This is a genomic window from Campylobacter suis, assembly GCF_905120475.1.
Classification (GTDB): domain Bacteria; phylum Campylobacterota; class Campylobacteria; order Campylobacterales; family Campylobacteraceae; genus Campylobacter_A; species Campylobacter_A suis.
Map to the genome: position 1 here is coordinate 691174 of NZ_CAJHOE010000001.1, position 23390 is coordinate 714563.

Annotated in this window: 24 protein-coding genes; 11 read left to right on the forward strand and 13 right to left on the reverse strand. The window is 36.7% G+C overall.

The window, feature by feature from the left end:
• The first annotated feature begins 48 nt into the window (after window positions 1–48).
• The 5 genes from LQV35_RS03590 to LQV35_RS03610 are packed head-to-tail and all read left to right on the forward strand — an operon-like array spanning window position 49 to window position 4697.
• Window positions 49–702, forward strand: a complete 654-nt coding sequence (locus LQV35_RS03590) for a 5-formyltetrahydrofolate cyclo-ligase (RefSeq protein WP_230056494.1) — start codon at window positions 49–51, stop codon at window positions 700–702.
• Complete coding sequence (gene rny, locus LQV35_RS03595) at window positions 611–2164, forward strand: ribonuclease Y (protein ID WP_230056495.1); 1554 nt, start codon at window positions 611–613, stop codon at window positions 2162–2164. The genes LQV35_RS03590 and rny overlap by 92 nt, the downstream gene beginning before the upstream one ends.
• A gap of 12 nt (window positions 2165–2176) precedes the next feature.
• On the forward strand, window positions 2177–2764 hold the full coding sequence (locus tag LQV35_RS03600) for a lipid-binding SYLF domain-containing protein (protein WP_230056496.1): 588 nt from the start codon (window positions 2177–2179) through the stop codon (window positions 2762–2764).
• An 8-nt stretch (window positions 2765–2772) separates the two neighbouring features.
• Window positions 2773–3351, forward strand: coding sequence for a DedA family protein (locus LQV35_RS03605; RefSeq protein ID WP_230056497.1), 579 nt, complete (start codon window positions 2773–2775; stop codon window positions 3349–3351).
• Entirely contained in the window at window positions 3348–4697 is a 1350-nt protein-coding gene (locus LQV35_RS03610) for a DUF945 family protein (RefSeq protein ID WP_230056498.1), read from the forward strand. Before LQV35_RS03605 ends, LQV35_RS03610 begins: the two co-directional genes overlap by 4 nt.
• Window positions 4698–4728: 31 nt before the next feature.
• On the opposite strand, the gene LQV35_RS03615 is transcribed toward LQV35_RS03610, so the two are convergent.
• The 8 genes from LQV35_RS03615 to LQV35_RS03650 form a co-directional block, all read right to left on the reverse strand.
• Window positions 4729–5268: a DUF3237 domain-containing protein gene (locus tag LQV35_RS03615; protein WP_230056499.1), complete on the reverse strand. Its 540-nt coding sequence runs from the start codon at window positions 5266–5268 to the stop codon at window positions 4729–4731.
• A gap of 219 nt (window positions 5269–5487) precedes the next feature.
• Window positions 5488–7350 carry a molecular chaperone HtpG gene (gene htpG / locus LQV35_RS03620; protein WP_230056500.1) on the reverse strand — a complete coding sequence of 621 codons (1863 nt, stop codon included), beginning with the start codon at window positions 7348–7350 and terminating at the stop codon, window positions 5488–5490.
• A 94-nt stretch (window positions 7351–7444) separates the two neighbouring features.
• Entirely contained in the window at window positions 7445–7792 is a 348-nt protein-coding gene (locus LQV35_RS03625; RefSeq protein ID WP_230056501.1) for a fluoride efflux transporter FluC, read from the reverse strand.
• Window positions 7792–8481, reverse strand: a complete 690-nt coding sequence (locus LQV35_RS03630) for a lysophospholipid acyltransferase family protein (RefSeq protein WP_230056502.1) — start codon at window positions 8479–8481, stop codon at window positions 7792–7794. Before LQV35_RS03630 ends, LQV35_RS03625 begins: the two co-directional genes overlap by 1 nt.
• Window positions 8462–9730 (reverse strand): SH3 domain-containing protein, encoded by a 1269-nt coding sequence (locus LQV35_RS03635; protein WP_230056503.1) that lies wholly within the window; start codon window positions 9728–9730, stop codon window positions 8462–8464. Before LQV35_RS03635 ends, LQV35_RS03630 begins: the two co-directional genes overlap by 20 nt.
• Window positions 9724–10389, reverse strand: a complete 666-nt coding sequence (gene purQ / locus LQV35_RS03640; RefSeq protein WP_230056504.1) for a phosphoribosylformylglycinamidine synthase I — start codon at window positions 10387–10389, stop codon at window positions 9724–9726. The genes LQV35_RS03635 and purQ overlap by 7 nt, the downstream gene beginning before the upstream one ends.
• Complete coding sequence (gene purS / locus LQV35_RS03645; RefSeq protein ID WP_230056505.1) at window positions 10386–10622, reverse strand: phosphoribosylformylglycinamidine synthase subunit PurS; 237 nt, start codon at window positions 10620–10622, stop codon at window positions 10386–10388. The genes purQ and purS overlap by 4 nt, the downstream gene beginning before the upstream one ends.
• 15 nt (window positions 10623–10637) lie before the next feature.
• Window positions 10638–11918: a S41 family peptidase gene (locus tag LQV35_RS03650; protein ID WP_336245987.1), complete on the reverse strand. Its 1281-nt coding sequence runs from the start codon at window positions 11916–11918 to the stop codon at window positions 10638–10640.
• Window positions 11919–12118: 200 nt separating this feature from the next.
• Between LQV35_RS03650 and LQV35_RS03655 the strand changes: the two genes are divergently transcribed.
• From LQV35_RS03655 to LQV35_RS03670, 4 genes are all read left to right on the forward strand, one after another.
• Window positions 12119–14692 carry an ATP-dependent Clp protease ATP-binding subunit gene (locus LQV35_RS03655; protein ID WP_230056506.1) on the forward strand — a complete coding sequence of 858 codons (2574 nt, stop codon included), beginning with the start codon at window positions 12119–12121 and terminating at the stop codon, window positions 14690–14692.
• Window positions 14693–14832: 140 nt separating this feature from the next.
• Window positions 14833–15246, forward strand: a complete 414-nt coding sequence (nikR, locus tag LQV35_RS03660) for a nickel-responsive transcriptional regulator NikR (protein ID WP_230056507.1) — start codon at window positions 14833–14835, stop codon at window positions 15244–15246.
• Between the two features lie 62 nt (window positions 15247–15308).
• Window positions 15309–16541, forward strand: coding sequence for a DUF2157 domain-containing protein (locus tag LQV35_RS03665; RefSeq protein WP_230056508.1), 1233 nt, complete (start codon window positions 15309–15311; stop codon window positions 16539–16541).
• Window positions 16528–17022: a GDYXXLXY domain-containing protein gene (locus LQV35_RS03670; protein ID WP_230056509.1), complete on the forward strand. Its 495-nt coding sequence runs from the start codon at window positions 16528–16530 to the stop codon at window positions 17020–17022. Before LQV35_RS03665 ends, LQV35_RS03670 begins: the two co-directional genes overlap by 14 nt.
• A gap of 2 nt (window positions 17023–17024) precedes the next feature.
• Here LQV35_RS03670 and LQV35_RS03675 read toward each other — a convergent pair whose 3' ends face one another.
• The 5 genes from LQV35_RS03675 to hemW are packed head-to-tail and all read right to left on the reverse strand — an operon-like array spanning window position 17025 to window position 21139.
• Complete coding sequence (locus LQV35_RS03675) at window positions 17025–17834, reverse strand: hypothetical protein (protein ID WP_230056510.1); 810 nt, start codon at window positions 17832–17834, stop codon at window positions 17025–17027.
• Window positions 17831–18853 (reverse strand): tRNA preQ1(34) S-adenosylmethionine ribosyltransferase-isomerase QueA, encoded by a 1023-nt coding sequence (gene queA, locus LQV35_RS03680; RefSeq protein ID WP_230056742.1) that lies wholly within the window; start codon window positions 18851–18853, stop codon window positions 17831–17833. Before queA ends, LQV35_RS03675 begins: the two co-directional genes overlap by 4 nt.
• The gene (gene tatC / locus LQV35_RS03685) at window positions 18846–19589 is read right to left on the reverse strand and encodes a twin-arginine translocase subunit TatC (protein ID WP_230056511.1); all 744 of its coding nucleotides are present in this window, start codon (window positions 19587–19589) and stop codon (window positions 18846–18848) included. The genes queA and tatC overlap by 8 nt, the downstream gene beginning before the upstream one ends.
• Entirely contained in the window at window positions 19589–20038 is a 450-nt protein-coding gene (gene tatB, locus LQV35_RS03690; protein WP_230056512.1) for a Sec-independent protein translocase protein TatB, read from the reverse strand. Before tatB ends, tatC begins: the two co-directional genes overlap by 1 nt.
• A gap of 48 nt (window positions 20039–20086) precedes the next feature.
• Window positions 20087–21139, reverse strand: coding sequence for a radical SAM family heme chaperone HemW (gene hemW / locus LQV35_RS03695; protein WP_230056513.1), 1053 nt, complete (start codon window positions 21137–21139; stop codon window positions 20087–20089).
• A 98-nt stretch (window positions 21140–21237) separates the two neighbouring features.
• Between hemW and LQV35_RS03700 the strand changes: the two genes are divergently transcribed.
• Window positions 21238–22932, forward strand: coding sequence for an acetolactate synthase large subunit (locus LQV35_RS03700; RefSeq protein ID WP_230056514.1), 1695 nt, complete (start codon window positions 21238–21240; stop codon window positions 22930–22932).
• The gene (gene ilvN / locus LQV35_RS03705; protein ID WP_230056515.1) at window positions 22929–23390 is read left to right on the forward strand and encodes an acetolactate synthase small subunit; all 462 of its coding nucleotides are present in this window, start codon (window positions 22929–22931) and stop codon (window positions 23388–23390) included. Before LQV35_RS03700 ends, ilvN begins: the two co-directional genes overlap by 4 nt.

Here is a 23390-nt window from a genome sequence, read left to right on the forward strand (position 1 = left end):
TAGTCCTTGTGATTGTTTTTGAGTAAAATTATACTAAAAGATAATAAAATGAGTGTTAAATCAACAAAAGATGAATTTAGAGCTTACACTATAAAAAATACAAGAAAACGGGCAAAAATTTCAGCAAAATGTCGAAGTCAAAATGTCATAAAAAGGCTTAGCAATCTCATAAAATTTACAAATTCTAAAAAAATTTTACTCTACATGCCACTTTTTTATGAAGTAGATGTTTATAAAATGCGTAGATTTTTGTCAAATCGTGATATTTTTGTGCCATTTATGGTAGATATTAGCTTAAAAATGGTAAAATTAAGGTTGCCATTTGAGTTAAAAAAATTTAACTTACGCGAGCCACTTGCATCAAAATTTGCAAACGATCGCATTGATATGGCTGTAGTTCCATGTAACGGGGTTGATGGGGCTATGCGCAGGATAGGTCACGGCAAAGGTTTTTATGATAGATTTTTTAGCGACCTGCCTTATCGTCCAAGATTGATAGTATTTGTTCAGGCAGCGGACTTTTATACGGATAAAATTCTCTCCAAAGAGCATGACATCTGTGGCGATATTTACCTAACCCCAAATAAAAACTATATAAAAAGAGGAAACTATGATAGAAGTTTTAGTCGGCTTAGGAGCCGGTGTGGCGGGAGTTGGCGCAGGTTATCTGTATGCAAAAAAGATAAACGATGCAAACTATAATATATTTTTAGAACAAGCAAAGGCAAAGGCAAAGGCTATCGAGCACGAGGCTGAGCTTATTTTGAAAAACTCAAAAATTTCAGTCCAAGAAGCAGAATTTGAAGCTAAAAAAAAGTATGATGAAAAAACTACAAAACTGCAGCGTGACTATACTCAAAAATTTGACGAGCTAAGCAAAAAAGAGAGTACTTTACAAACTGAACAAGAAATTTTACACGAAAGCAAACTAGCGCTTGAAAGCGAGCGAAATAATGCTAAATCAACATACGAAGAAGGATTAAATCTAAAAACAACTTATCAAAATAAAATGAACGAAGCCTTAAAAGTACTTGAACACGCAGCTGGCTTAACTCAAGAAGAGGCCAGGGAGATAGTCTTAAAAAAGGTTGAAGAAGCTAGTCGTGCAGACATAGCTCATATAGTTAGAAAGCACGAAGAAGAGGCAAAAAGAGATATAAAAAAGAGAGTAAATTATATCCTAGCACAGGCTACTTCGAGATTTGCTGGAGAATTTGCAACTGAGCGACTTATAAATGTTGTTAATATCAAAAACGATGAGCTAAAGGGTCGTATCATAGGCAAAGAGGGGCGAAATATAAAGACTCTTGAGATGGTTTTGGGTGTTGATATTATCATAGACGATACACCAAATGCGATAATTTTAAGTAGTTTTAACCTTTATCGCCGTGCAATCGCAACAAGAGTTATAGAGCTTTTAGTCGAAGATGGTCGTATCCAGCCAGCAAGGATAGAAGAACTTCACAAAAAAGTCACAGAAGAGTTTGAACAAAGCGTGCAAGAAGAGGGTGAAAATATAGTTATTGACTTAGGATTAAATAAAATTCATCCAGAGATAGTAAAGCTAATTGGAAAACTAAAATTTCGTGCAAGCTATGGTCAAAATGCCTTGGCTCACAGCCTTGAGGTCGCACATCTTGCAGGTATCATCGCAGCTGAAACTGGCGGAGATGAAAAGCTTGCAAAAAGAGCAGGGATATTGCATGATATAGGCAAGGCATTAACGCATGAATTTGAGGGCTCGCATGTTGATCTTGGAGCAGAGGTTTGCAAGCGCTATAAAGAGCATGCGGTCGTTATAAATGCTATTTATGCGCACCATGGACACGAAGAGGCGACAAGTGTTGAGAGTGCTGCTGTATGCGCGGCAGACGCCTTAAGTGCTGCTCGTCCTGGCGCAAGGCGTGAAGTACTTGAAAGTTTTTTAAAGCGAGTTGAAGAGATAGAAAATATTGCAAAAACCAAAAATGGTATCAAACAAGCTTATGCTATAAATGCGGGTCGTGAAATTCGCGTTATCGCAAATGCCAAGCTCATAAACGATGATGAAGCTGTACTTGTTGCAAAAGAGATCGCTCAAGAGATAGAAGCGAAAGTACAGTATCCTGGCGAGATAAAGGTTAATGTCATCAGAGAAACTCGCGCCATAGACTTTGCGAAATAAAGAAAAGCTTTAATGAAAAAAATTTTATTTATCTTAGCATTTGTGGTTGGATTATTTGGCGGAGAAGACTTAGTTTTAAGCTCCGCAAATTCATATCAAATGGTACTTAGAGCAAACCCAAATGCACCTACAAATGCATTAATAAAACAATCAAAAGCAGTCATCATCTTTCCAAGCGTAAAGAAGATAGGCTTTTTGGTTGGTGGTATGGGTGGCAATGGTGTTATGATAACCCCTGTAAATTCAAACGAAAAAGAGATGTACTCAGTAGGCATAAGCGGTGGAAGCTTTGGGCTTCAAGTGGGTTACGAAGATAGCTCGCTTGTACTTTTTGTGCTTGATGAAAATTTAGTAAATGACATTAAAAATGGCAAATTTACGATACAGGCTGACGCATCATTTAGTTTTGGCGATGGTGGCAGAGCCTACAACAAAACAAGCGACTTTAAATTTACAAGTAGCATATACGCCTATGCTACAAACGCTGGCTTTTTTGCTGGAGCAAGCTTTGGCGGAGCGGTAATTAGCCATAATGACGAAAATTTACTTCAAAGCGGATATGCTTTTGAACAACTACAAAACTCACTAACAAACAACTAAGGCACATAATGCAAGATATGCTAACTTCGCTATCCACATATGGATACATAATACTTTTTGTTTACACTCTGGGTGGAGGTATGGTTGCTCTAATAGCCGCTGGGATACTCTCACACCTTGGAAAAATGGATCTAGGCGTCAGTATCGCTATAGCCGCCTTTTCAAACGCTCTTGGCGATATGCTTCTTTTTTATCTTGGTCGATACAACAAAGATATGATACGACCTTACATTAAAAACCATAAGCGCAAATTTGCGTATTCATGCATGCTTATGAAAAAACAAGGCGATAAGTTGCTTTTTATCAAAAAGTACATTTATGGATTAAAAACACTTATACCAATAGCCATAGGCTTTACGCCAAGCTACTCTGTGCAAAAATTTGTTGTAATAAACATTCTTGCCTCCATCGTCTGGGCTTTAGTGGTTGGAATTTCAGCTTATTATATAGGCTCAACTTTTGAGCAAATTAGCGAATTTTTGGGTGAAAATAGCTGGATTATGCCAGTTTTTATGATGAGCTTAATAGGTGGAATTTACTACTTTTTACATATTGCAACTAGAAAAAAAACAAAAGGAAAAATATGAAAAAAATTTTTATATCCATAGGAGTTGCGGCTGCCTTGCTTGCTGGAGGTAACTATTTTGTTAGCCAAAGTGTTGAGCAAAGCTATAAAAATACACTTAAAAATTTACAAGCTATGGAGGGCGTAAGTATATCAAATGATAGCTATGAGCGAGGTTTTTTAAACTCAAAAGCTAGTTTTGATATGGAGCTAGATCAGAAAATTTTACCTATTTTAGATGAGAGTTTTGGTGAAAGTGATACAAATAAAGCCTTAAAGATAAATATCAAAAGCGACATTAGCAATAATTTATTTTCACTCATAAACGGCTTTAAATCTAGCTCAAGTATTGCTATTTTAAATGGTCAAGCACAAGAAGCACTAAAAGAGGTGTTTGGCTCAAACATCATCGCAACAGCTCATGCAAAAAGTAGTATATTTGATAGCAAGCAAGATATGAGCATAAATTTAAAAGATATTTCGTTTAAGCAAGATCTATCAGAGCTAAAAACACAAGGCGTGAAGCTAGATATAGTGGCGGATAAAACAAAGCTTAGCTCAGGTGCGCTTAGCTTTGATAAAATTTTATTTAGCCAAGAATCAGATAATTTTATAGAAAATAGCATAAAAATAGAGCTTGAAAAGCTAAACTATGACCTTGCCTATAAAGAGCCTATCGAGTTTAAAGAGATAGAGTATAATCTGGCTCCTTATATCTATGACGCAAGTATTAAAAACACAAAAATCACGGTAAATGAAAATGAAGTGCTTCTTTATGACATGAAAGCAAATGGTAACTCAAGCTATGGGGATACCAGTAAAACTCTTTTTAACAGCAAAGATATTTTAAGTATAAGCAAGATAAATGTTGGTGGTGTGGAGTTTAAAGAATTTGCGATAAAGATGGATATTAAAAATTTACACATACAGAGCGTTAAAAAAATCATCGATGTTTATTCAAATTTAAGCGAAGATGAGTATGAAGTAAATTATGAAAAACTTACGCCTGTATTTCTTGAGCTTTCAAAAGCAAAACCAGAGCTAAACTTAAATGAGTTTAGCGTAAAAAATGCAGCGTCAAATAAACTTAATATAACCACAAATTTTGCTTTAAAAGAGAGTCCTAAGGATATAAATAGCCTAATGGATACCATAAAATTTGATGGAGTTTTGAGTATTGAGCCAAATATAGCCAGCTTTTTGTCGCAGTTTCCAGATATCGCCAGCCTTGCTATGATGCTTGAGCAGTTGCAAATTTTAAAAACTGAAAAAGATATACAAAAAATGACATTTAGATTTGAGCCAAAAGAACAAGACATTATTATAAATGAAGAGCAAAGATTGGGCGATTTACTTCGTGGTTTTTAGGTTAAAGTCTAGCCTTGGCTAGACTTCTTAATTATTTAACTTCATAAAATTTTAGTAAAACTTTATCTGGCAAACGCACAGCGTAGCAGACAAATATCGCACGCTCCATCCACTTATATTTCGCATCATAAGTCTCAAACTTAGTCACAGTCGCAAAATAGACATGTTTTGGATCTACTATCTTGCCTTTAGCTGCCTCTTTTGCCACTTCTGGGTCTGTGATATGGCGCATGCCTGAGTTATCGATGTAAATTTGCGCGCCATCATCAAGTTTTATCGCATATCTTGCCGTAAGCTCAGTCAGTCCATCAGGTCTAACGACTTGACTATCTACGCCATACGGAAGCACTTCTCCATTTAACTTTCCGCTTACTTTTCCACTTTTTATGTAAATAAGCCTGCGAAGCCCATGTTCGCTATCTTGACCCACGACAAGTGGCTTTTCAACCTCTATATCTATCATAAACGCAAGCTCTAAACGTGATTCGTTCACATCTTTTGCTGAAATTTCATTAGCGTTTAACATGCTAAAACCAAACAAGACCAAAATGGCAACTAGAATTTTCTTCATCTTATTTCCTATTAAAAAAAGTAAATATATTTTTTAATATTAGAGTAAGAATAATAAAATTTAGCTGAAAAATTGAATTTAAATTACAAAAAATTTACAATAAATCATACAAATCTCATAAATATTGCGAAAATAGTGCAAGTTGTTAATGTAGCGCTTTAAAATAAGGATTTGGGTTTTATGTATAATTTTGCACCCCAAAATAGGGTGCAAAATTTGCTATATAGCCTTTATCATCACTTTTGTAAGTAGCTTACTAAACTCAGCCACATCGTCAATCTGCATGCCCTCATTTATCTTAGCCATATCCAAAAGCAAGCGCGACACATCGTTTGTCATAAGCTCATTTGCTTCAAGTTTGGCAAAAATTTCATGCCCTGCGTTTATTTCAAGGATAGGCTTGATCTTTGGCAGGTCGCTTTGACCCATTTGCTTAAGCATAGCCTGCATAGCATAGTCTGGATCGTTTTTGTCATAAATCAGCACCGCTGGCGAGTCACTAAGACGAGAGCTAACGCGCACATCTTTAACATCATCTTTTAAAATTTCACGCATTTTAACAAGCGTGCTAGCCACCTTACTCTCATCGGCCTTTGCTTGCTCTTCATCGGCTTTTATCTCATCATTTATATCAGCGTGTGAGATTGACTTTATCGGAGTTTTGTCAAACTCATTTACCATAGGCATTACGATAGTGTCTATTTCCTCGCTCATTATCAAAACTTCGATGTCATTTTTCTTGAAATTTTCAAGCAGCGGTGAGTTGCGAAGCATATTTTCGTTATTTCCACTTATGTAGTATATGCTTTTTTGATCCTCTTTCATCGCCTCTTTATACTCTTTTAGACTCACAAGTCCGTCGCGTTTGCTTGATTTAAACATCACAAGATCAAGGATCTGCTCTTTTTCAGCGCCAAAGCCGTAAAGCCCCTCTTTGATGACTTTGCCAAAAAGTATGTAAAATTTTATGTATTTTTCACGATCTTTCTCTTTTAGTTTGGCAAGTTCGCCCAGAATTTTCTTAACGCTTTGCTCTTTTACACTTCGCATTATCGCATTTTCTTGTAAAATTTCACGGCTTACGTTAAGCGGTAAGTCCTCTACATCGATAACCCCGCGCACAAATCGCAAGAACGGAGGCAACAGCTCTTTCGCGTCATCTGTAATAAACACGCGCTTTACATAGAGCTTCACACCGCTTTGATAATCCACTCTAAACATATCAAACGGCTCTGTGCTAGGCACATAAAATAGGGTGCTATACTCTATCTTACCCTCAGCCTTTGTGTGAATGTGAAGGAGTGGGTCGGTGCTATCGTGTGAAATTTGCTTGTAAAAGTCGTTGTACTCTTGCTCTTTTAGACCAGATTTATTCATACGCCAAAGCGCACTTGCTTTGTTTATCTGTGTATTTTTACTCTCATAGCTTCCCTCTTTTTCGCCGTCTTTTGGCGCGACATACTCGCTTTTATCCATAAAAATTGGGTATGGGATATGATTTGAGTACTTTTTGATGATACCCTCCACGCGCCACTCATCAGCAAACTCATCGTCGTTTAAGTGTAAAACAATGGTAGTGCCGTGAGTCTCTTTGCTGGCGGGAGCGATAGTGTAGCTTTTAGCGTCTGAGCTCCACACAAAAGCTTCATCGCTTAGTGCTTTGCTGCTCGTTACTTCGATACTTGAAGCCACCATAAAAGCCGAATAAAAGCCCACACCAAACTGTCCGATGAGCGAGCTGTCTTTTTTAGCATCACCGCTTAAGCTTTGCAAAAAGCCCTTTGTTCCGCTTCTTGCTATCGTGCCAAGGTTGCTTATAAGATCATCTTTGCTCATACCGATACCGTTATCGCTGATGATTAAGCTCTTTTTTTCTTTATCAAAGCTTATGTTGATGCGCGGTGTGTAGGCAAGGCTTTTGTAAGCTTCATCTGTTAAACAAAGATAGTTTAGCTTATCCAGTGCGTCGCTTGCGTTTGAGATAAGCTCGCGTAAAAATATCTCTTTGTTTGAATAAAGCGAGTGAATCATCAAATTTAACAGATCATTCACTTCGGTTTGAAACTCAAATTTATCTGCCATTTTTCTATCCTTTTAAAAAATTTTAGCACATTATAGCGTATTGTGCTAAAATAAATTTTAAAGTTGATAGTAAGTATATCAATGTTTGAAAAATTTAACTAAAAACGACAATACCAACATAGCAAGCAAGTAGTGATAAAATAACATTGGTGAGAATATTTAAGATGGCAAGAAAAGGCGATGTTGAAAACAGGGCAATGCTTTGATATGAAAAAGCTGAAAATGTAGTAAAGCCACCAAGAATGCCAACAACCAAAAATGTTTTTGCATTTTGTGATAAATTTAAAGCCAAAATTGCACCTATGGCAAAACTGCCAAGTATATTTACAAGCAGTGTTGAAAATGGAAAAAGTGTTGAAAACTTTGAAAGCGCAACGCCAAGCAAACTTCTACAAATAGCACCGATAAATCCACCAAAACCTACTAAAACAAGCTCAAGCATTAGTTTATATCAGTTTTTTGACGCTCGATATCAAGTACGGCTTGCATTTTGCTACGAGTATTTTCCAACCAAGACTCATCACTGCGATCTATCTGATTTAGATATATAACTTTGATTTTTCCATTTTTAAAGCTAAATTTTTTAGCATCCATAATATCGCTTCCAACTACAACAACAGACTGAACTTTTAAGTCAAGTTTATCAGCTATAACCTTTGCACCACTTTGAAATTTAAGAAGTTTGTTGCCTTTAGCACGCGTTCCTTCGGGAAATATAGCTATAACGCGGTCATTTTCTATGCGATCTTTTGCCTCTTTTAGCAAATTTACTATTGCTCTTGGATTTGAGCGATCTACAGGAAGCATTTTTGGTATACTTAAAATTTTGCCTATGATGGGAATATCGCCGATCTCTTTTTTGGCTACCCAACAGAGGTTTTTGGGGTAAATTTCTTCTAAAACTACGATATCAAGCATGCTTTTATGGTTTATCATTATCATTTGCGTATCAGGTTTTGGCTCGCCTACAACTTCGATACTATAAAAGCCGAGCCAGCGTTGAGTTTTTGCCCAAAAACGGCGAACTGCGTGAATTTTAGAACTAAAAAGCCACATCAAAAATACAACCATAACCACGCTAATAACAAACTCAATAGCGTAATAAAATGCCTTAATTCTTGATAATATCATCTTTTTTTACCCAGCCTATTTTACCATCTGTAAATAAAATTTTATAATAATCTGTTCGCTCATTTAGTATCTCAATACTTTCGCTAGTCGTAGATGTATAAAAGATCGTGGATTTTGTAGTTGGTAAGATTTTCACACTTGCATTTGGCTTTAGCGTACCTTTGCTAAATGGGTTATATGAGTATATACTGGCTGCAACAAAAAGTGCTGTAGCTATAAAGTAACTGACCTTTCTTCGCACGACTGAAAGCACTAAAAATAGTGCCGAAAAACCGTAAAGAACGATATTTTTATAGGTAATAAATTCACTTTGTTTTGGGTTTAGTCCAATTTGCGTACTAACATCATCATCTTCAACACTTACTGGCAGAGAAAAACTCTCAAATTTTGAGCTTTTAAGGTTATAATAACTAAAATCAAGCGAGTTTTTATTAGGCTTAAAAACAGCAAAAAAGTAACCACTCTGGTTTGCAAAATCACCCGCAACATTATCTATACCTTGTTTTAGCAGCGTTTTATCAGGTAAATTAAACGATGCAAGATCAACATTTTTAGCATCCATCTCGACTATCATTATAAGGCTAGTTTCATCAAATTTGGTTGTTTTAAATTTTTTAACAACCAAGCTATCAGCCACAACACCAGAAAAATCGCTCCTAGCTCGCAAGTCTTTAAATTTTGGCAAAAATAGATTCATCGTGCCACTATGATATATCTCACCATTTCGCTTTAAATTTAGCTCTATCTTTGTAGATTTTGCATCTTCATTTTTGCCTTGTAAAAAAAACAGAGCGACATAGCTACCATCACTTTGTTTTACCCACTCGGTATTTTTAGGATTTAGCCATTTAACATTACTCTCATCAACTTTAGTTTCAAAGATGTATTCAAGCTCACTTTGAGGATTAACACTAAGTTTTAACTCAAAAATTTCTCCAACAAAGACACTTTTTGGAATGCTTACGGTTTTTAGTGTCACTTCGCGCTTTTTAACAGTTTCATAAACTTGAGAATCAGGCAAATTTAGATACTGCTCGTCCGTGGGGGCGATATTTTTTAGTTGTTCAGCAGAGACACCGATACCCATTTTTCTTTGCATATTGCGCTCAAGCATGGCATCATTTTGTCTTTTTTTGTTCTCATCTTGGGAGTTTTTATTAACAAATTTATCTTCTCTGGGCTCGTCAAAAATACTTGGTTCAGCATGCAAACTAAGTGCGAGAAGCAGGGCACTTAATAGTTTTAACAAACTAACCCCTTAAGCATTTTAAGTCCATCATCTGAGTATAAAATTTTCTCACAAGCACGCTCAGGATGTGGCATAAGACCAAAAATTTTCTTGCTCTCATCGCAAATGCCGGCTATATTATCAACTGAGCCATTTAGGTTTATCTCCGTGCCGTTTTCATCGCAATACTTTAACAAAACCTGCTCATTATCATATAGTTTTTTAAGTGTATTAGCGTCAGTAAAGTAGTTACCTTCGCCGTGTGCAACTGGTATATTAACTATGTCGCCAACACTTAAGTTTGACAGAAATTTATTTGAGTTTGAAATGACCTTTAGTGGCTGGTACTTTGAAATAAAACTCATGGTCTCATTTCTCCTCATCGCACCTGGCAAAAGCCCAAGCTCAAGCAACATTTGAAAGCCGTTGCAAATACCAAGTATATATCCACCGCGTTTTGCATGCTGCATGACTGCTTTCATGGCTGGTGAAAATTTTGCTATCGCAGCCGTTCGTAGATAATCTCCATAGCTAAAACCACCAGGTAGCACTACAAGATCGGCATTTATATGCTCATCTTTATGCCAGATAATTTGCGTTTGGCAACCAAGCATCTTAAAAGCATAAGAGGTATCTGTTTCGCAGTTTGTGCCAGGAAAAAGAAGTATAGCTACTTTCATAGTACTATCTCATAATCTTCAATAACAGTATTTGCAAGAAGCTCTTCACACATCGTCTCAAGCTGCTTTTTAGCATCATCTTTTGTTAAAGCCTCGATATTTAAAACGATTTGCTTGCCTATCCTAACTTCTGATACATTACTAAAGCCAAGTGAGCCAAGCGCATGCTCAGTAGCTTTACCAGCTGGGTCAAGAACGCCATTTTTTAGTGAGATATTTATAACTGCTTTCATTTTTAGCCTTTAAATTTATTTCCTAATCTGCAAAACTTTTATCACATCAACAGCACTTTTTAGCTGAATATCATCATTTAGTTTTTTGGTCGTTATAAGCTCTTTTTCATCTTTTTTCTCTTCAGTTTTGTTTGCTTCTGCTGTAGTTGGAGCTAGTTTTTCAAGCTCACCTTGCAGATGTGCTTTAAGCTCACTCTCTTTTATGCTAAACGCATCCTTATCATTTTGAGGAACTTTACCAGGATAAACTATAACATCTGGAGTAACGCCAACAGCTTGTATGCTTTTGCCACTAGGTAAATAGTAGCGTGCAATAGTAAGCTTTATAGCCTCTTTTTCATCAACTGGCAATATCACCTGAACACTACCCTTGCCAAATGTATTCTCCCCAACTACCACACCGCGCTTGACATCTTGAAGTGCACCGCTGACTATCTCGCTAGCACTTGCACTTCCGCCATTCACTAAAACAACAAGTGGAAGCTTTGTTATGGTATTTGATTTACTTGCTTTAAATTCTGAATTTTCAGCATTATCTCTACCTTTTTGCGAAACTATAATGCCATCATCAACAAAGAGATCAACCAAACCTACAGCTTGATTTAAAAGACCTCCTGGGTTATTTCTAAGATCAAGAACTATGCCTTTTACCTTTGGATGTTTTTTTATAAATTCGCTAGCCTTACTAACTACATTTTTATCAAAATTTGTGACACGAAGATATAAAATTTCCTCATTTTCTATAATCTTTGCATAGACTGACTCGACTTTTATTATATCTCTTATGATATTTAAATCAAATGGCTTTTGTTCACCCTTTCTAACGATAGTTATCGTAATAGGAGTCTTTGGCTTGCCTCTCATCTTGCTAACAGCCTCATCCATGGTGACTCCCATAGTAGCATTACCATCTATGCGAAGTATAATGTCGCCAGCCTTTACGCCAGCTTTATCGGCAGGAGTCCCTTCTATTGGAGAGATGACAGTTAGCGCACCATCTTTCATGCCAACAGTAATGCCAAGTCCGCCAAATTCTCCGCTTGTTTGCACCTGCATATCCTTAAATGACTTTTCATTTAAAAATGCACTATGAGCGTCTAAATTTTGCATTAACCCAGCGATAGCCTTATCTATAATCTCTTTAAATTTTATATCATCAACATAATATCTTTCAACTGTGTTTATCGTTTTATTTAACTTTGCCAGTGCCTCAATCCTTGCGCTAGTATCATTACTTGCAGCAAAAAGTGTAGTAGAAAATGAAAGCGCTAAAAACCCACTCACAATAAAATTCATTTTTTTCAAAAACCACTCCTAAAATCAATTATAAAGTTGTATATTTTAGTAGTTTTTGCCTAAAAATAGGATAAATTTTCAAATTTTATCACTATAAATTTAAATTCATCAATAGATATAAATTAATTTTTTTAATAAACTTGACATTAATAGACTAAAGTTGTATAATATCATCATTATAAAAACATAAAGGATAAAAAATGTCAAATATACTTCAAAAGCTTACAGCTCAGATGACACAAAGTCTTGAAAATGCGGCTAGTTTAGCGCTTCATGCTAAAAATCAAGAGATAGCTCCTCTTCATATTTTATGGGGTTTGGTAACAGACAGCAGCTCTATACTTAATCAAGTTTTTAATAAAAATAATATCACTAAGGAAGCCTTAGTGCTAGAAATTCAATCAAATATTAAAAATCTGCCAACTAGCTCAAATGTCACAAAAGAGAGCTTAAAAATTTCTAAAGATACTATGTTTTCACTTGAAAATGCACAAGCTTTGATGACTAGTCTTGGAGACAGCTTCATAGCTGTTGATACTTGGCTAATCGCAAATTTAAATACCGAGCCCATAAAAACAATTCTTTCAAAATTCACAGACATCTTAGAGATCAAAAAAACACTTGAAGCAATGCGTGCAGGACGAAAGATAGATAGTGCTACAAGCGATGAGATACTTGATAGCCTTGCAAAATTTGGTATCGACTTAACAGACAAAGCTATGTCTGGTGAGCTTGATCCAGTTATTGGCAGAGATGAAGAGATAACTAGAATGATGCAAATTCTAATAAGAAAAAGCAAAAACAACCCCATCTTACTTGGCGAACCAGGAGTGGGCAAAACAGCGATAGTTGAAGGCTTAGCACAAAAGATAATAGCAAAAGATGTGCCCACAAGCCTTGCAAATAAACGCGTTATAGCCCTTGATATGAGCGCGCTCATCGCTGGAGCAAAGTATCGGGGTGAGTTTGAAGACCGATTAAAAGCAGTCATAGATGAAGTTAAAAAAGCTGAGAATATCATACTTTTTATAGACGAAATTCACACTATCGTTGGAGCTGGAGCTAGCGAAGGAAGCATGGATGCGGCAAATATCCTAAAGCCTGCCTTAGCAAGAGGTGAACTACATGCAGTAGGCGCTACTACACTTAAAGAGTATCGAAAATATTTTGAAAAAGATGCTGCTTTACAGCGCCGTTTTCAGCCAATTGATGTGCGAGAGCCAAGCGTAAATGAAGCTTTGCAAATTTTACGCGGGATAAAACAGAGACTTGAAGTACATCATAGTGTAACAATAACAGATAGTGCATTAGTGGCTGCGGCAAAACTATCAGACCGCTATATATCTAATCGCTTTTTGCCAGATAAAGCTATAGACCTTATAGATGAGGCTGCGGCTGAACTTAAAATGCAGATAGAAAGTGAGCCATTTGAGCTTGCAAAAATAAAGCGCGAAATTTCAACTCTTGAGGTTGAAAAAGCGGCTTTAAAGATGGAAGAGAGTGATAAAAACGATCAAAGGCTAGAGCAAATCGAGCAAGAAATAGCAAATTTAAATGAGGAAAAACAAAAGCTTGATGTAAAATTTGAAAACGAAAAAGCTGTCTTTGATGGTATCTCAAATGCCACAAAACAGGTTGATTCACTAAAAAATGAAGCTGAGATAGCTCGCAGAAATGGGGACTTTCAAAGAGCTGCTGAGATTGAGTATGGTAAAATTTTAGAAGTTATAAATTCTCAAAACGAACTTAGCCAAAAGTGGGAAGAGATGAAGAAAAATGGCGTCTTGCTTAAAAACCAGGTCGATGAAGAGCTTGTGGCTGAAATTTTAAGTAAATGGACTGGCATTTCAGTAAGTAAAATGCTAGCTAGCGAAAAGGAGAAGTACCTAAATATCGAACAACACCTACAAAAAAGCGTAGTCGGTCAGGACGCTGCTTTGCATGCTCTAGCAAGAGCGATAAAACGCAACAAAGCGGGGCTAAATGATGGCGCAAGACCAATAGGTTCATTTTTATTTTTAGGACCAACTGGTGTTGGCAAAACGCAATCAGCAAAAGCTTTGGCAAAATTTTTATTTGACGATGAGCGCGCTCTTATACGCTTTGACATGAGCGAGTATATGGAAAAGCACAGCGTCTCACGCTTACTTGGTGCGCCTCCAGGATATGTTGGGTATGATGAAGGAGGGCAGCTAACTGAGGCTGTGCGTCGCCGACCTTATAGCGTGATCTTGTTTGATGAGATAGAAAAGGCTCATAAAGATGTTTTTAATATCTTGCTTGGAATTTTAGATGATGGTAGGGCTACTGATAACAAAGGAGTTACAGTTGATTTTAAAAATACAATAATCATCTTAACATCAAATATAGCTTCAAATTTTATCATGGATTTAGAGGGCGTAGAGCGTGAAAATGCTGTTAAAAACGAACTTAAAAACTACTTTAAGCCGGAGTTTTTAAACCGCCTTGATGATACGATTGTCTTTAATCCACTTAACGAAAACGGGCTAATACAAATCGTACAGATAATGTTTAAGGAGCTAGAAAATCGCCTCATGGAGCGCAACATAAAAGCAAGCCTAAGCCAAAATGCTGCCAAATTCATAGCGGGTGCTGGATTTGATGCCGTATATGGCGCTAGACCTTTAAGAAGGGCGCTTTATGAGCTAGTAGAAGATAAGCTGGCTGAAATGATACTTCGTGACGAACTTGAAGGTAAAGATGAAATTTTAGTTGACGCAAACGAGAGCGAGGTAACCATCGTTGCTAAATAGTTTTTAGGCTACATAGTGTAGCCTAAATGCATTGAATTTAAAAATAAAATTTTGTTTTAGTTTTTTATTTACTTTATTAATCTTTTTTTTAGTTAAGATATAGTAAATTTTTAAATGACAAATGACGAAAGGAGTCTTTTATGGATGATATTATAAGATTTAGCGTATCACTGCCAAAATCGCTCTTGCAAGAACTTGATGCAAAGATCGAACAACAAGGCTATGCGTCGCGCAGCGAACTTACTCGTGATCTTATACGAGAGAAGATCATTAAAGACAGCTGGGAGACATCAACTAGCGAACTTATCGGCGTTATGAGCATAATTTACCTGCACGAACAAAATGAGATAGTAAATAAAGTCCTAAATTTAGAGCATCAAACAAAGGTAAAAATCATGTGTATCACTCATGTGAATATTGATCCACAAAACTGCCTTGATACATTTGTGCTGCGTGGAAAATCAAAGGACATAAAGCTATTTTGCGATAAAATTTCAGGAACAAAAGGGGTGAAATTTTCAGAGCTTGTAAAAGCAGCAGTTACTACAGCTTAAAATAAAAATTTAAGCTAAGCTTGGCTAAACTTATGCGATTTTTACTTTAAAAAGGGTGAAATTTGCATTTTTTTCATAAAAATTTCTTAGCCAAAGAGCTTATAAAGTGGCAAAATGATGGGTTTATAGATACAAAAACAGCTACAGCGATAGCTACAAAGTACGATATAGACATTGCTACAAATGCGAATGAGAGCAACTCCATACTTCGTATCATCGCTTACTTCTTTTTTGGTTGCTCACTTTTAACACTTGTTGGAGCAAACTGGGAAGATATAGCGCCAGATATTCGGACATTTATACTAATTGCTCTTACAACTGTGTTAAATTTCGCTGGATTTTATAATCTAAAAAACGGCAAAGATGGCTATGGTAGCGCACTTTTGGTCCTTGCTAGCCTTACATTTGGCGTTAGTATAGCACTCATTGCGCAAATTTATAATCTTGATAAAAACCTTTCAAATGGCGTTTTACTTTGGGCAGTTGGCACTTTTATCGTTGCACTAGGCTCACAAAAGTCGCTAGTCATGGGTGTTGGGCTGATTGCTAGTGCGATTTGGATTTTAAGTAGTTTAATGCAAACTGGAGTTAGTATAAATTTTTATCTTATCTTTTTGCTTGGTGGAATTTGGCTTGCTTTAAAAGATAGCTCAAGACTGCTGGTTTTTGGTATATTTATAAGCCTTAGTTGCTATATCTTTGGCAATTATGAAGCTTTTGAAATTTTTATGTATGCATCGATTTTTTCAACCCTTTCCTATACTCTTTTAATGTTTAGTTTAAGTCATTTTTTAAGCAAATTTGCACAGCACGAAAATGCAAGCTATCTTAGCACTATCGCTGGATATAGCTTCTTTACCTTAATGCTTTTTTATTTTACATTTGCTAGCTTTGCTGAAAATATTGAGTTTTATTTAAATTTCAATGAAATTTTTAGCCAGTTAAATAACAACTTTGGCGATATGTTTGTTATATTTTCTCTAGCTTCACTTGGTGTGGGATTTTATTTTAGGGATAAAATTTTAATAGCTGTAAGCATTTTTGTCGTTTTGTTGCCATTTTTGCTCGCATATATAAATGCCACGATACTACTTTCAGTTTTTATCGTAGGCGCTGGAATTTTACTTATTAAAAATGACTTTGTATTTAAAGGTGTTGGGCTGATTTTTTATGTAGCTATCGTCCAGTATATGCGATTAATAGGCGATTACATAGGCACAAGCTTGCTATTTTTAGCCTTTGCCATTAGCATACTAATCATAACAAAGACAAGAAGAAAACATGAAAAAATTTAGTTTTTTAACCTTTTTAGCTCAACCAATCCTGCTTGTTGCGATGTTTTTTTATGCATATATGCCCATATGGCTTGGCGATGATGTTTTTATAAAAGCGCAAGGATATGACCCGCGTGATTTTTTTCGCGGAAATTATGTTCATTTAAGCTATGATTTTAATCAAATGGATGTAAATGTCAGTGAAAATTATAGCAATAAAATATATGAAATTTATGCTATCTTAGAAAAAGATGGAGAGCTTTATAAAACAAGCAAAATAAGCTTAGAAAAACCCAAAGATGGTATATATATAAGTGGCAAATACGACTACTTATCAAGTTTTGGAGTGGAAAAATACTTTCAGCCAAAAGATAAAGCACTTGAACTTGAAGAGCAACTAAGAGATAGTGAGTTTGAAGCTATCGCACATCTTAAAATTTATAAAGGCGACGCGAGACTTATAAATATAGAGCTAGTCAAGATAGAAAAAAGCGATAAGTAAATTTATCTTTTTAAGCTCTTTGTGTAGCAATAATTTAAAGCAGCCACTATGGCGTCATATGTATATGGCTCTCTAAGTATGATGGCATGCTCTTTAAATTTTTCTTCAAATTCGCTTTGCTTATGACAGACAACAACTATACCGTAGCCTTTTAGTTTTTGAATTTCTAAAAGTTCGTTTAAATCTTGTTCGGTTTTAAAATAATCCATACTTACAAAAACAACTGAAGGCATATAGATACTATCTTTTGTATGTTTTTTAAATGTTGCAAAATCACTTTTTGAGCCGATTTTAACGCCTATCACTTTAAGTACATTACGCAAAATTTCAAAGCCAACCTTATCCTCGTACGCCGCAATAGCATAATAAGACTTTATAGCATTGCTTTTTAAGCTTATATTTTTAGATTTTATCTCACGATCAAGTGTAGCGCTGGTGTAAAGGACTATTTGATTATTGTCTGTGATTAAAATTTTTGCCTTTGCGTTAGCTGCAAATTTGTTTGCTTTTTGCATTGATAATTCGTCTAATTTTACATCTTTATCCGCACTAAAAAAAACAGAAAAAAAGATGGTGTCTGCGTTGTAGTTTGTTAGTTTAAAATTTATATTAATATTTGCCTCACTAGTGCCCAGCAAGTAAGCCTTAGCTATCCACTCCATAGTCTTTAAGATATTATTTGAATCAATAGCAAAAACTCGTGGATAACTAGGATCATATTCAAAGATGATTCTATTTTTGCCATCTAAGGCATCATAGTAGAGTGTCTCAAGTAAAAAATTTAGCCGCTCAACAAAGTCTATTTGCTTCATATTATAAGCATCCCATCACCATAAGAGTAAAAGCGATATCGCTCTTTTACGGCAGTTTCGTAAATTTGCATAGTCTTTTCAAGTCCGATAAAGCTTGCCACTAACATTATAAGCGTTGAGCGTGGAAGATGAAAATTTGTAAGCAAGAAATTTTGTCGGATAGGGCGATTATTAGGATTTAAAAAAAGCTCACAAACGCCACTTTTTTGCGCACCTCTTGCAAAATTTTCCACACATCTAGTCACTGTAGTACCCACGCCAAGCAAAGACATATCTGAGTTTATTAAACTTTTAGCTTCATCACTTATGCTGTAAAACTCACCGTGCATTGTATGCTTTCTTATGTCATCACACTCAACACCCTTAAAAGTGCCAGCACCAACATGAAGTGTAATAAATGCTGTTTTAAATTTCTGCCTTATATCACTCATCATCTCATCGCTAAAGTGAAGACTTGCGGTAGGCGCTGCAACAGCCCCAAATTCTCTAGCAAACACACTTTGATACCACTGCTCATCTTGTTTATTATCTGGTCGTTTTATATAAGGTGGTAGTGGAACATGTCCGATACTTTCAAGTTCACCAAAAAGCTCACTAGCATTAAGCAAAAAACCTTTCTTATAAAACTTTACAACTCTCAATCCATCATCAAAAAGCTCTAAAATTTTTGCCTCAATGCCATTTTGAAAGCTTAGCCTAACATCCAAACTAACCTTACCACGGATATAACAGCTAAATTTCCCATCTCCAAGCGGTTGGTTTAGCAAAAGCTCTATCGTTCCGCCACTTTGCTTTTTACCAAATAATCGTGCCTTAATAACCTTTGTATCATTAAAAATTATCGCTGTATTTTTTGGTATTGCATCTATCAGTTGTGCAAAAGTAAGGTGTGAAATTTTATCCTTAGCTCGCTCATAAACAAGCAACTTCGCACTCTCCTTTGGTATAACTGGCGTAGCTGCTATAAGCTCTGGTGGCAATTCATAGTTATAGCTACTAAGCAAATTTGGATCAAGCATCTGCTTCTTCGTCTTTATCTTCTTGCGTATTTTCAGGATTTGCAACACTTGCTATATATATAGAAAGTCCGTAAAGTAACATCATAGGAACTGCCATTAAAAACTGGCTTAAAACATCTGGTGGCGTTACAATAGCTGAAAATAAAAATATAATAACCACACCATATCTAAAAAATCCTTTTAGTTGAGTGGCATTTACCATACCAAGTTTTGCAAGGAAAAATGTAATAACTGGCATCTCAAACGCTATGCCAAAAGCTATAAGAAGCTTTGTAAAAAAGCCTACATATTCGCCGATACTAGGAAGCGCTGTAAAAAGCTGACCGCCAAAATTTACCAAAAAGTTAAAACCAAGCGGTATCACTACAAAGTAACAAAAACTCGCACCGCAAAGAAACATCAGTGTAGCAGATATAACAAAAGGGATAACATATTTTTTTTCATTTTCATAAAGTCCAGGAGCCACAAAAAGCCAAAACTGCCAAAATATGATAGGCAAAGCCACTATGAGCCCAGCAAAAAATGCCACCTTCATCGCAGTAAAAAACGGCTCTTGCACAGATGTAAATATAATGCTTGAGTTTTCTGGCAAAACAGCCTTTAATGGCTCAGTTATCCACGCTAATATCGGGTTCCAAAAGCTAAAACAAACAACAAATGCAATGATAACGCTTGCAACGCTTATGCCTAGCCTTTTACGAAGTTCAACTAAATGAGGTTTTAACTCTTCAAACATTATGCCTCTTTTTTCTCTAAATTTTCTCTATTTTGTGCTGACTTTGGCTCTATATTTTCACTCTTTTGACTAAGTACAGCATCTTTAACTGCTGCGGTTGGATTTTTCACTACATCAACACTTTTTTTAACACTATTTACAGCATCATTTATACCGCTTGTCGCGTTACTAACACCTTTTTTTATCTCGTCTAGCTCTTCAAATGTTAGCTTTTTGCGAACGCCTTCAGTGGCTTGTGTTATGCTATCTTTGTATTTTTTAGCATCCTCTTTAAGCTCTGCTATCTTTACCTCTTGATCAAATGTCGCCTTTGCGTCATTTACACCTTTTTTAAACATTTTAAAAAATTTCGCTATCTGTACCATCGCGTCAGGAAGTTTATCTGGACCAAGCACCAAAACGGCGATTACAGCGATGATGAGTATTTCAGGAAGGCTCATACCAAACATTTTTGTTCCTAAATTTAAATTAAGCCAGCCATTTTATCGTGATTTGGTTTAATTTGTTATAAAAAGCGCAAGCTCATCGGCAAGTAAGAGATTTTTTGCAAAGTATCTGCTATCTTTATAGCTTAGTTTTTTGGCTTTTACTAAAATTTCAGCCCTATCTTTCTGCGCTTGATTTAAGTCATCCTCACTCACTCCAAGCACACTCCTAAAACCTAGGAAAATTCGCTCAAATTTCATATCATCTTGTGTTAAATCTTCGTAGTTTTTATTTGATGGATCTTTTATATACTCATCTAAATTTGAGGGTGAAAAAAAGCGATGATTTTTAAAAAATCCTATCGCATAAGCCCCTATCGCAAGGTAGTTTTCCCCTTGCCAGTATCCTAAATTATGCTTACAAATTCGGCCAAAATTTGAGATCTCATACTGCTTTAAGCCGATTTTTTCTATCTCTTTTATCATGTGTCTTGCAAGAGCAGGGCTATCTTTTTTATACTCATTTTTTTTATAAAAGGGCGTTTTTAGCTCAAGCGTTAATGAGTAGGCGCTAAGGTGCGTTATATCAAGGTTTTTGATGTGTTCTACTTCGGCGCTTAAACGCTTTTTTGTATCAAATTTAGTGCCGTAAATTAGATCAACATTTATATTATCAAAGCCTGAAATTTTAGCATTTTTCACAGCTTCATACACAGCTCTTGCATCGTGTGTTCTGCCTAGCAGTTTAAGCTTGTCTTCAAAAAAGCTTTGCGCGCCAAAACTCATGCGATTTACGCCAAATTTTCTCATATTACTTAGCCATTTAAGTGTGGCTGAGTTTGGATTTGCCTCAGACGTGATCTCGGCGTCTTTTGCTAAAAAAGGCGAAATTTCATCAAAAAGCTTCTCGTAAAGCTCTGCATTTACAGCACTTGGTGTGCCTCCACCTATAAAAAGCGTAGAAATTTCTGCTTTTTTTATGCTAAGCTTTTGCGCTTGTTGCCTAAAGTCCAAAATCATAGCTTCAAAGTATTTTTGTGCCTTGATATCTTGCCCTACAACTGAGCCAAAGGCACAGTAAGGACACTTGCTCTCGCAAAATGGCACATGTGCGTATAGTAACAATCAAACCCCTTTTATCCTAACTAAAGCCCATATTTTAGCATATCTTTAACCTTTTATGGGTATAGTATATAGCATAAATTTTTAAAAAAGGCACTTTTATGAAAGAGTTAAATGGCTCACAAATGATAAGCGAAGCGCTAAAAGAAGAGGGTGTAAAGGTCGTATTTGGCTACCCTGGCGGTGCTGCACTAAATATCTACGATGAAACTTATAAGCAAAACTACTTCACTCATGTTCTTACTCGTCACGAGCAAGCCGCAGTGCATGCAGCCGATGGCTATGCTAGAGCAAGTGGCGAGGTCGGAGTGGCGTTTGTTACATCAGGACCTGGCTTTACAAACGCTGTCACAGGACTTGCCACAGCATACTCTGATAGCATACCACTTGTGCTTATAAGCGGTCAGGTAGCTACATCACTTATCGGCACTGACGCATTTCAAGAGATAGATGCAGTGGGCATTTCACGATCCTGTGTGAAGCACAACTACTTGGTTAAAAACATAGAAGAGCTTCCAAGGATACTAAAAGAGGCATTTTATATCGCTCGCACAGGTCGCCCAGGACCCGTTCATATCGACATACCAAAGGACATCACAGCTGCAACAGGCAACTTTGAGTATCCAAAAGATATAAGCATAGAAACTTACAAGCCAACCTACAAAGGCAATGCAAGACAGATAAAAAAAGCGGCCGAGATGATAGAAATTTCACAAAGACCACTTTTATATATCGGTGGTGGCGCGATAGCAAGTGGTGCGAGTGAAATTTTACGCGAGTTTGCTAAAAAAAGTGGCATACCAGCTATCTCTACACTCATGGGACTTGGTGTTTTAGCAAGCGATGATGAGCTAAATTTAGGCATGGCGGGCATGCACGGAAGCTATGCTGCAAACATGGCATTAAGCGAGACTGACCTTTTAATAGCACTTGGCGCTAGGTTTGATGATAGGATTACCGGTAAGCTTAGTGAGTTTGCTAAAAATGCTAAGATAATACATATAGACATAGATCCAAGCTCTATTTCAAAGATAGTAAATGCGCACTTTCCTATCGTGGGGGATGTAAAAAATGTAGTGAGCGAGCTTAGTGAGAGGCTAGGCTATGAGCCTGAGAGATTTCGCCCTTGGCGTGAAATTTTAGCCAGATACAACTCGCTCTATCCGCTTAAATTTACCGACAGCGACGAGATTTTAAAACCGCAATGGGTCATTAAAAAAACGGCTGAAATTTTAGGGGATAATGCCATCATCTCAACAGATGTCGGACAGCATCAAATGTGGGTGGCGCAGTTTTATCCATTTAACGAGCCACGCACCCTAGTAAGTAGTGGCGGGCAGGGCACTATGGGGTACGGACTGCCTGCAGCCATAGGCGCAAAGTGGGCAAAGAGCGATAAGGTCGTGGTAAATTTCACAGGTGATGGCTCGATACTTATGAATATCCAAGAGCTCATAGTAAGCGTCATCAGTCAAAAACCTGTCATAAATATCATCTTAAACAACAACTTCCTTGGCATGGTGCGCCAGTGGCAGACATTTTTTTACGAGAGTCGCTACTCAAACACAGACCTAAGCTTTCAGCCTGATTTTATCCAGCTAGCTCAAAGCCTTGGCGGGGTTGGCTATAGAGTAAAAACAAAAGAGGAGTTTGAAAAGGCTTTAAAAGACGCAGTAGCAAGTGGCAAGCCAGCCCTGCTAGATGTAGCGATAGACCGCTTTGAAAATGTCCTTCCGATGGTTCCAGCGGGCGCTGCGATATATAACATGATACTTGATGATAAGGGTCAAAGATGAGAAGAGTAATATCTGTAATAGTTTTAAACGAAGACGGGGTTTTGGCTCGCATTTCAGGGCTTTTTGCAGGACGAGGGTATAATATCGACACCCTCACAGTCGCACCTATACCTGAGAGTAAATTCTCACGCCTTTCTATCGTAACGAGCGGTGATGAGAGGGTTTTAGAGCAGATAGTAAAGCAGCTACACAAACTCATACCGACTTATAAGGTCATCGAAAGTGGGGAGTTTGTCGAAAAAGAGATGGCACTTGTAAAAATTCCACTCAGTGAAAATTTTTCAGGGCTTGATGCGATACTAAAAGCCTATAACGGTAATGTTGCAAACACAAACGAAAACTACATCATCGTAATGGTCTGCGATGATACAAATAGGGTTGAAAATTTCTTAAAGGCGATTAAAAAATTTAATCCAGTTGATATAGTCCGTGGTGGCTCAGTTTTAATGGATCTGTAA

What these genes read in the sequence shown, in the direction of transcription:
- LQV35_RS03590 (WP_230056494.1), top strand. Translation starts at nt 49, where the DNA reads ATGAGTGTTAAATCAACAAAAGATGAATTTAGAGCTTACACTATAAAA.
- rny (WP_230056495.1), top strand. Translation starts at nt 611, where the DNA reads ATGATAGAAGTTTTAGTCGGCTTAGGAGCCGGTGTGGCGGGAGTTGGC.
- LQV35_RS03600 (WP_230056496.1), top strand. Translation starts at nt 2,177, where the DNA reads ATGAAAAAAATTTTATTTATCTTAGCATTTGTGGTTGGATTATTTGGC.
- LQV35_RS03605 (WP_230056497.1), top strand. Translation starts at nt 2,773, where the DNA reads ATGCAAGATATGCTAACTTCGCTATCCACATATGGATACATAATACTT.
- LQV35_RS03610 (WP_230056498.1), top strand. Translation starts at nt 3,348, where the DNA reads ATGAAAAAAATTTTTATATCCATAGGAGTTGCGGCTGCCTTGCTTGCT.
- LQV35_RS03615 (WP_230056499.1), bottom strand. Translation starts at nt 5,268, where the DNA reads ATGAAGAAAATTCTAGTTGCCATTTTGGTCTTGTTTGGTTTTAGCATG.
- htpG (WP_230056500.1), bottom strand. Translation starts at nt 7,350, where the DNA reads ATGGCAGATAAATTTGAGTTTCAAACCGAAGTGAATGATCTGTTAAAT.
- LQV35_RS03625 (WP_230056501.1), bottom strand. Translation starts at nt 7,792, where the DNA reads ATGCTTGAGCTTGTTTTAGTAGGTTTTGGTGGATTTATCGGTGCTATT.
- LQV35_RS03630 (WP_230056502.1), bottom strand. Translation starts at nt 8,481, where the DNA reads ATGATATTATCAAGAATTAAGGCATTTTATTACGCTATTGAGTTTGTT.
- purQ (WP_230056504.1), bottom strand. Translation starts at nt 10,389, where the DNA reads ATGAAAGTAGCTATACTTCTTTTTCCTGGCACAAACTGCGAAACAGAT.
- purS (WP_230056505.1), bottom strand. Translation starts at nt 10,622, where the DNA reads ATGAAAGCAGTTATAAATATCTCACTAAAAAATGGCGTTCTTGACCCA.
- LQV35_RS03650 (WP_336245987.1), bottom strand. Translation starts at nt 11,918, where the DNA reads ATGAATTTTATTGTGAGTGGGTTTTTAGCGCTTTCATTTTCTACTACA.
- LQV35_RS03655 (WP_230056506.1), top strand. Translation starts at nt 12,119, where the DNA reads ATGTCAAATATACTTCAAAAGCTTACAGCTCAGATGACACAAAGTCTT.
- nikR (WP_230056507.1), top strand. Translation starts at nt 14,833, where the DNA reads ATGGATGATATTATAAGATTTAGCGTATCACTGCCAAAATCGCTCTTG.
- LQV35_RS03670 (WP_230056509.1), top strand. Translation starts at nt 16,528, where the DNA reads ATGAAAAAATTTAGTTTTTTAACCTTTTTAGCTCAACCAATCCTGCTT.
- LQV35_RS03675 (WP_230056510.1), bottom strand. Translation starts at nt 17,834, where the DNA reads ATGAAGCAAATAGACTTTGTTGAGCGGCTAAATTTTTTACTTGAGACA.
- queA (WP_230056742.1), bottom strand. Translation starts at nt 18,853, where the DNA reads ATGCTTGATCCAAATTTGCTTAGTAGCTATAACTATGAATTGCCACCA.
- tatC (WP_230056511.1), bottom strand. Translation starts at nt 19,589, where the DNA reads ATGTTTGAAGAGTTAAAACCTCATTTAGTTGAACTTCGTAAAAGGCTA.
- tatB (WP_230056512.1), bottom strand. Translation starts at nt 20,038, where the DNA reads ATGTTTGGTATGAGCCTTCCTGAAATACTCATCATCGCTGTAATCGCC.
- LQV35_RS03700 (WP_230056514.1), top strand. Translation starts at nt 21,238, where the DNA reads ATGAAAGAGTTAAATGGCTCACAAATGATAAGCGAAGCGCTAAAAGAA.
- ilvN (WP_230056515.1), top strand. Translation starts at nt 22,929, where the DNA reads ATGAGAAGAGTAATATCTGTAATAGTTTTAAACGAAGACGGGGTTTTG.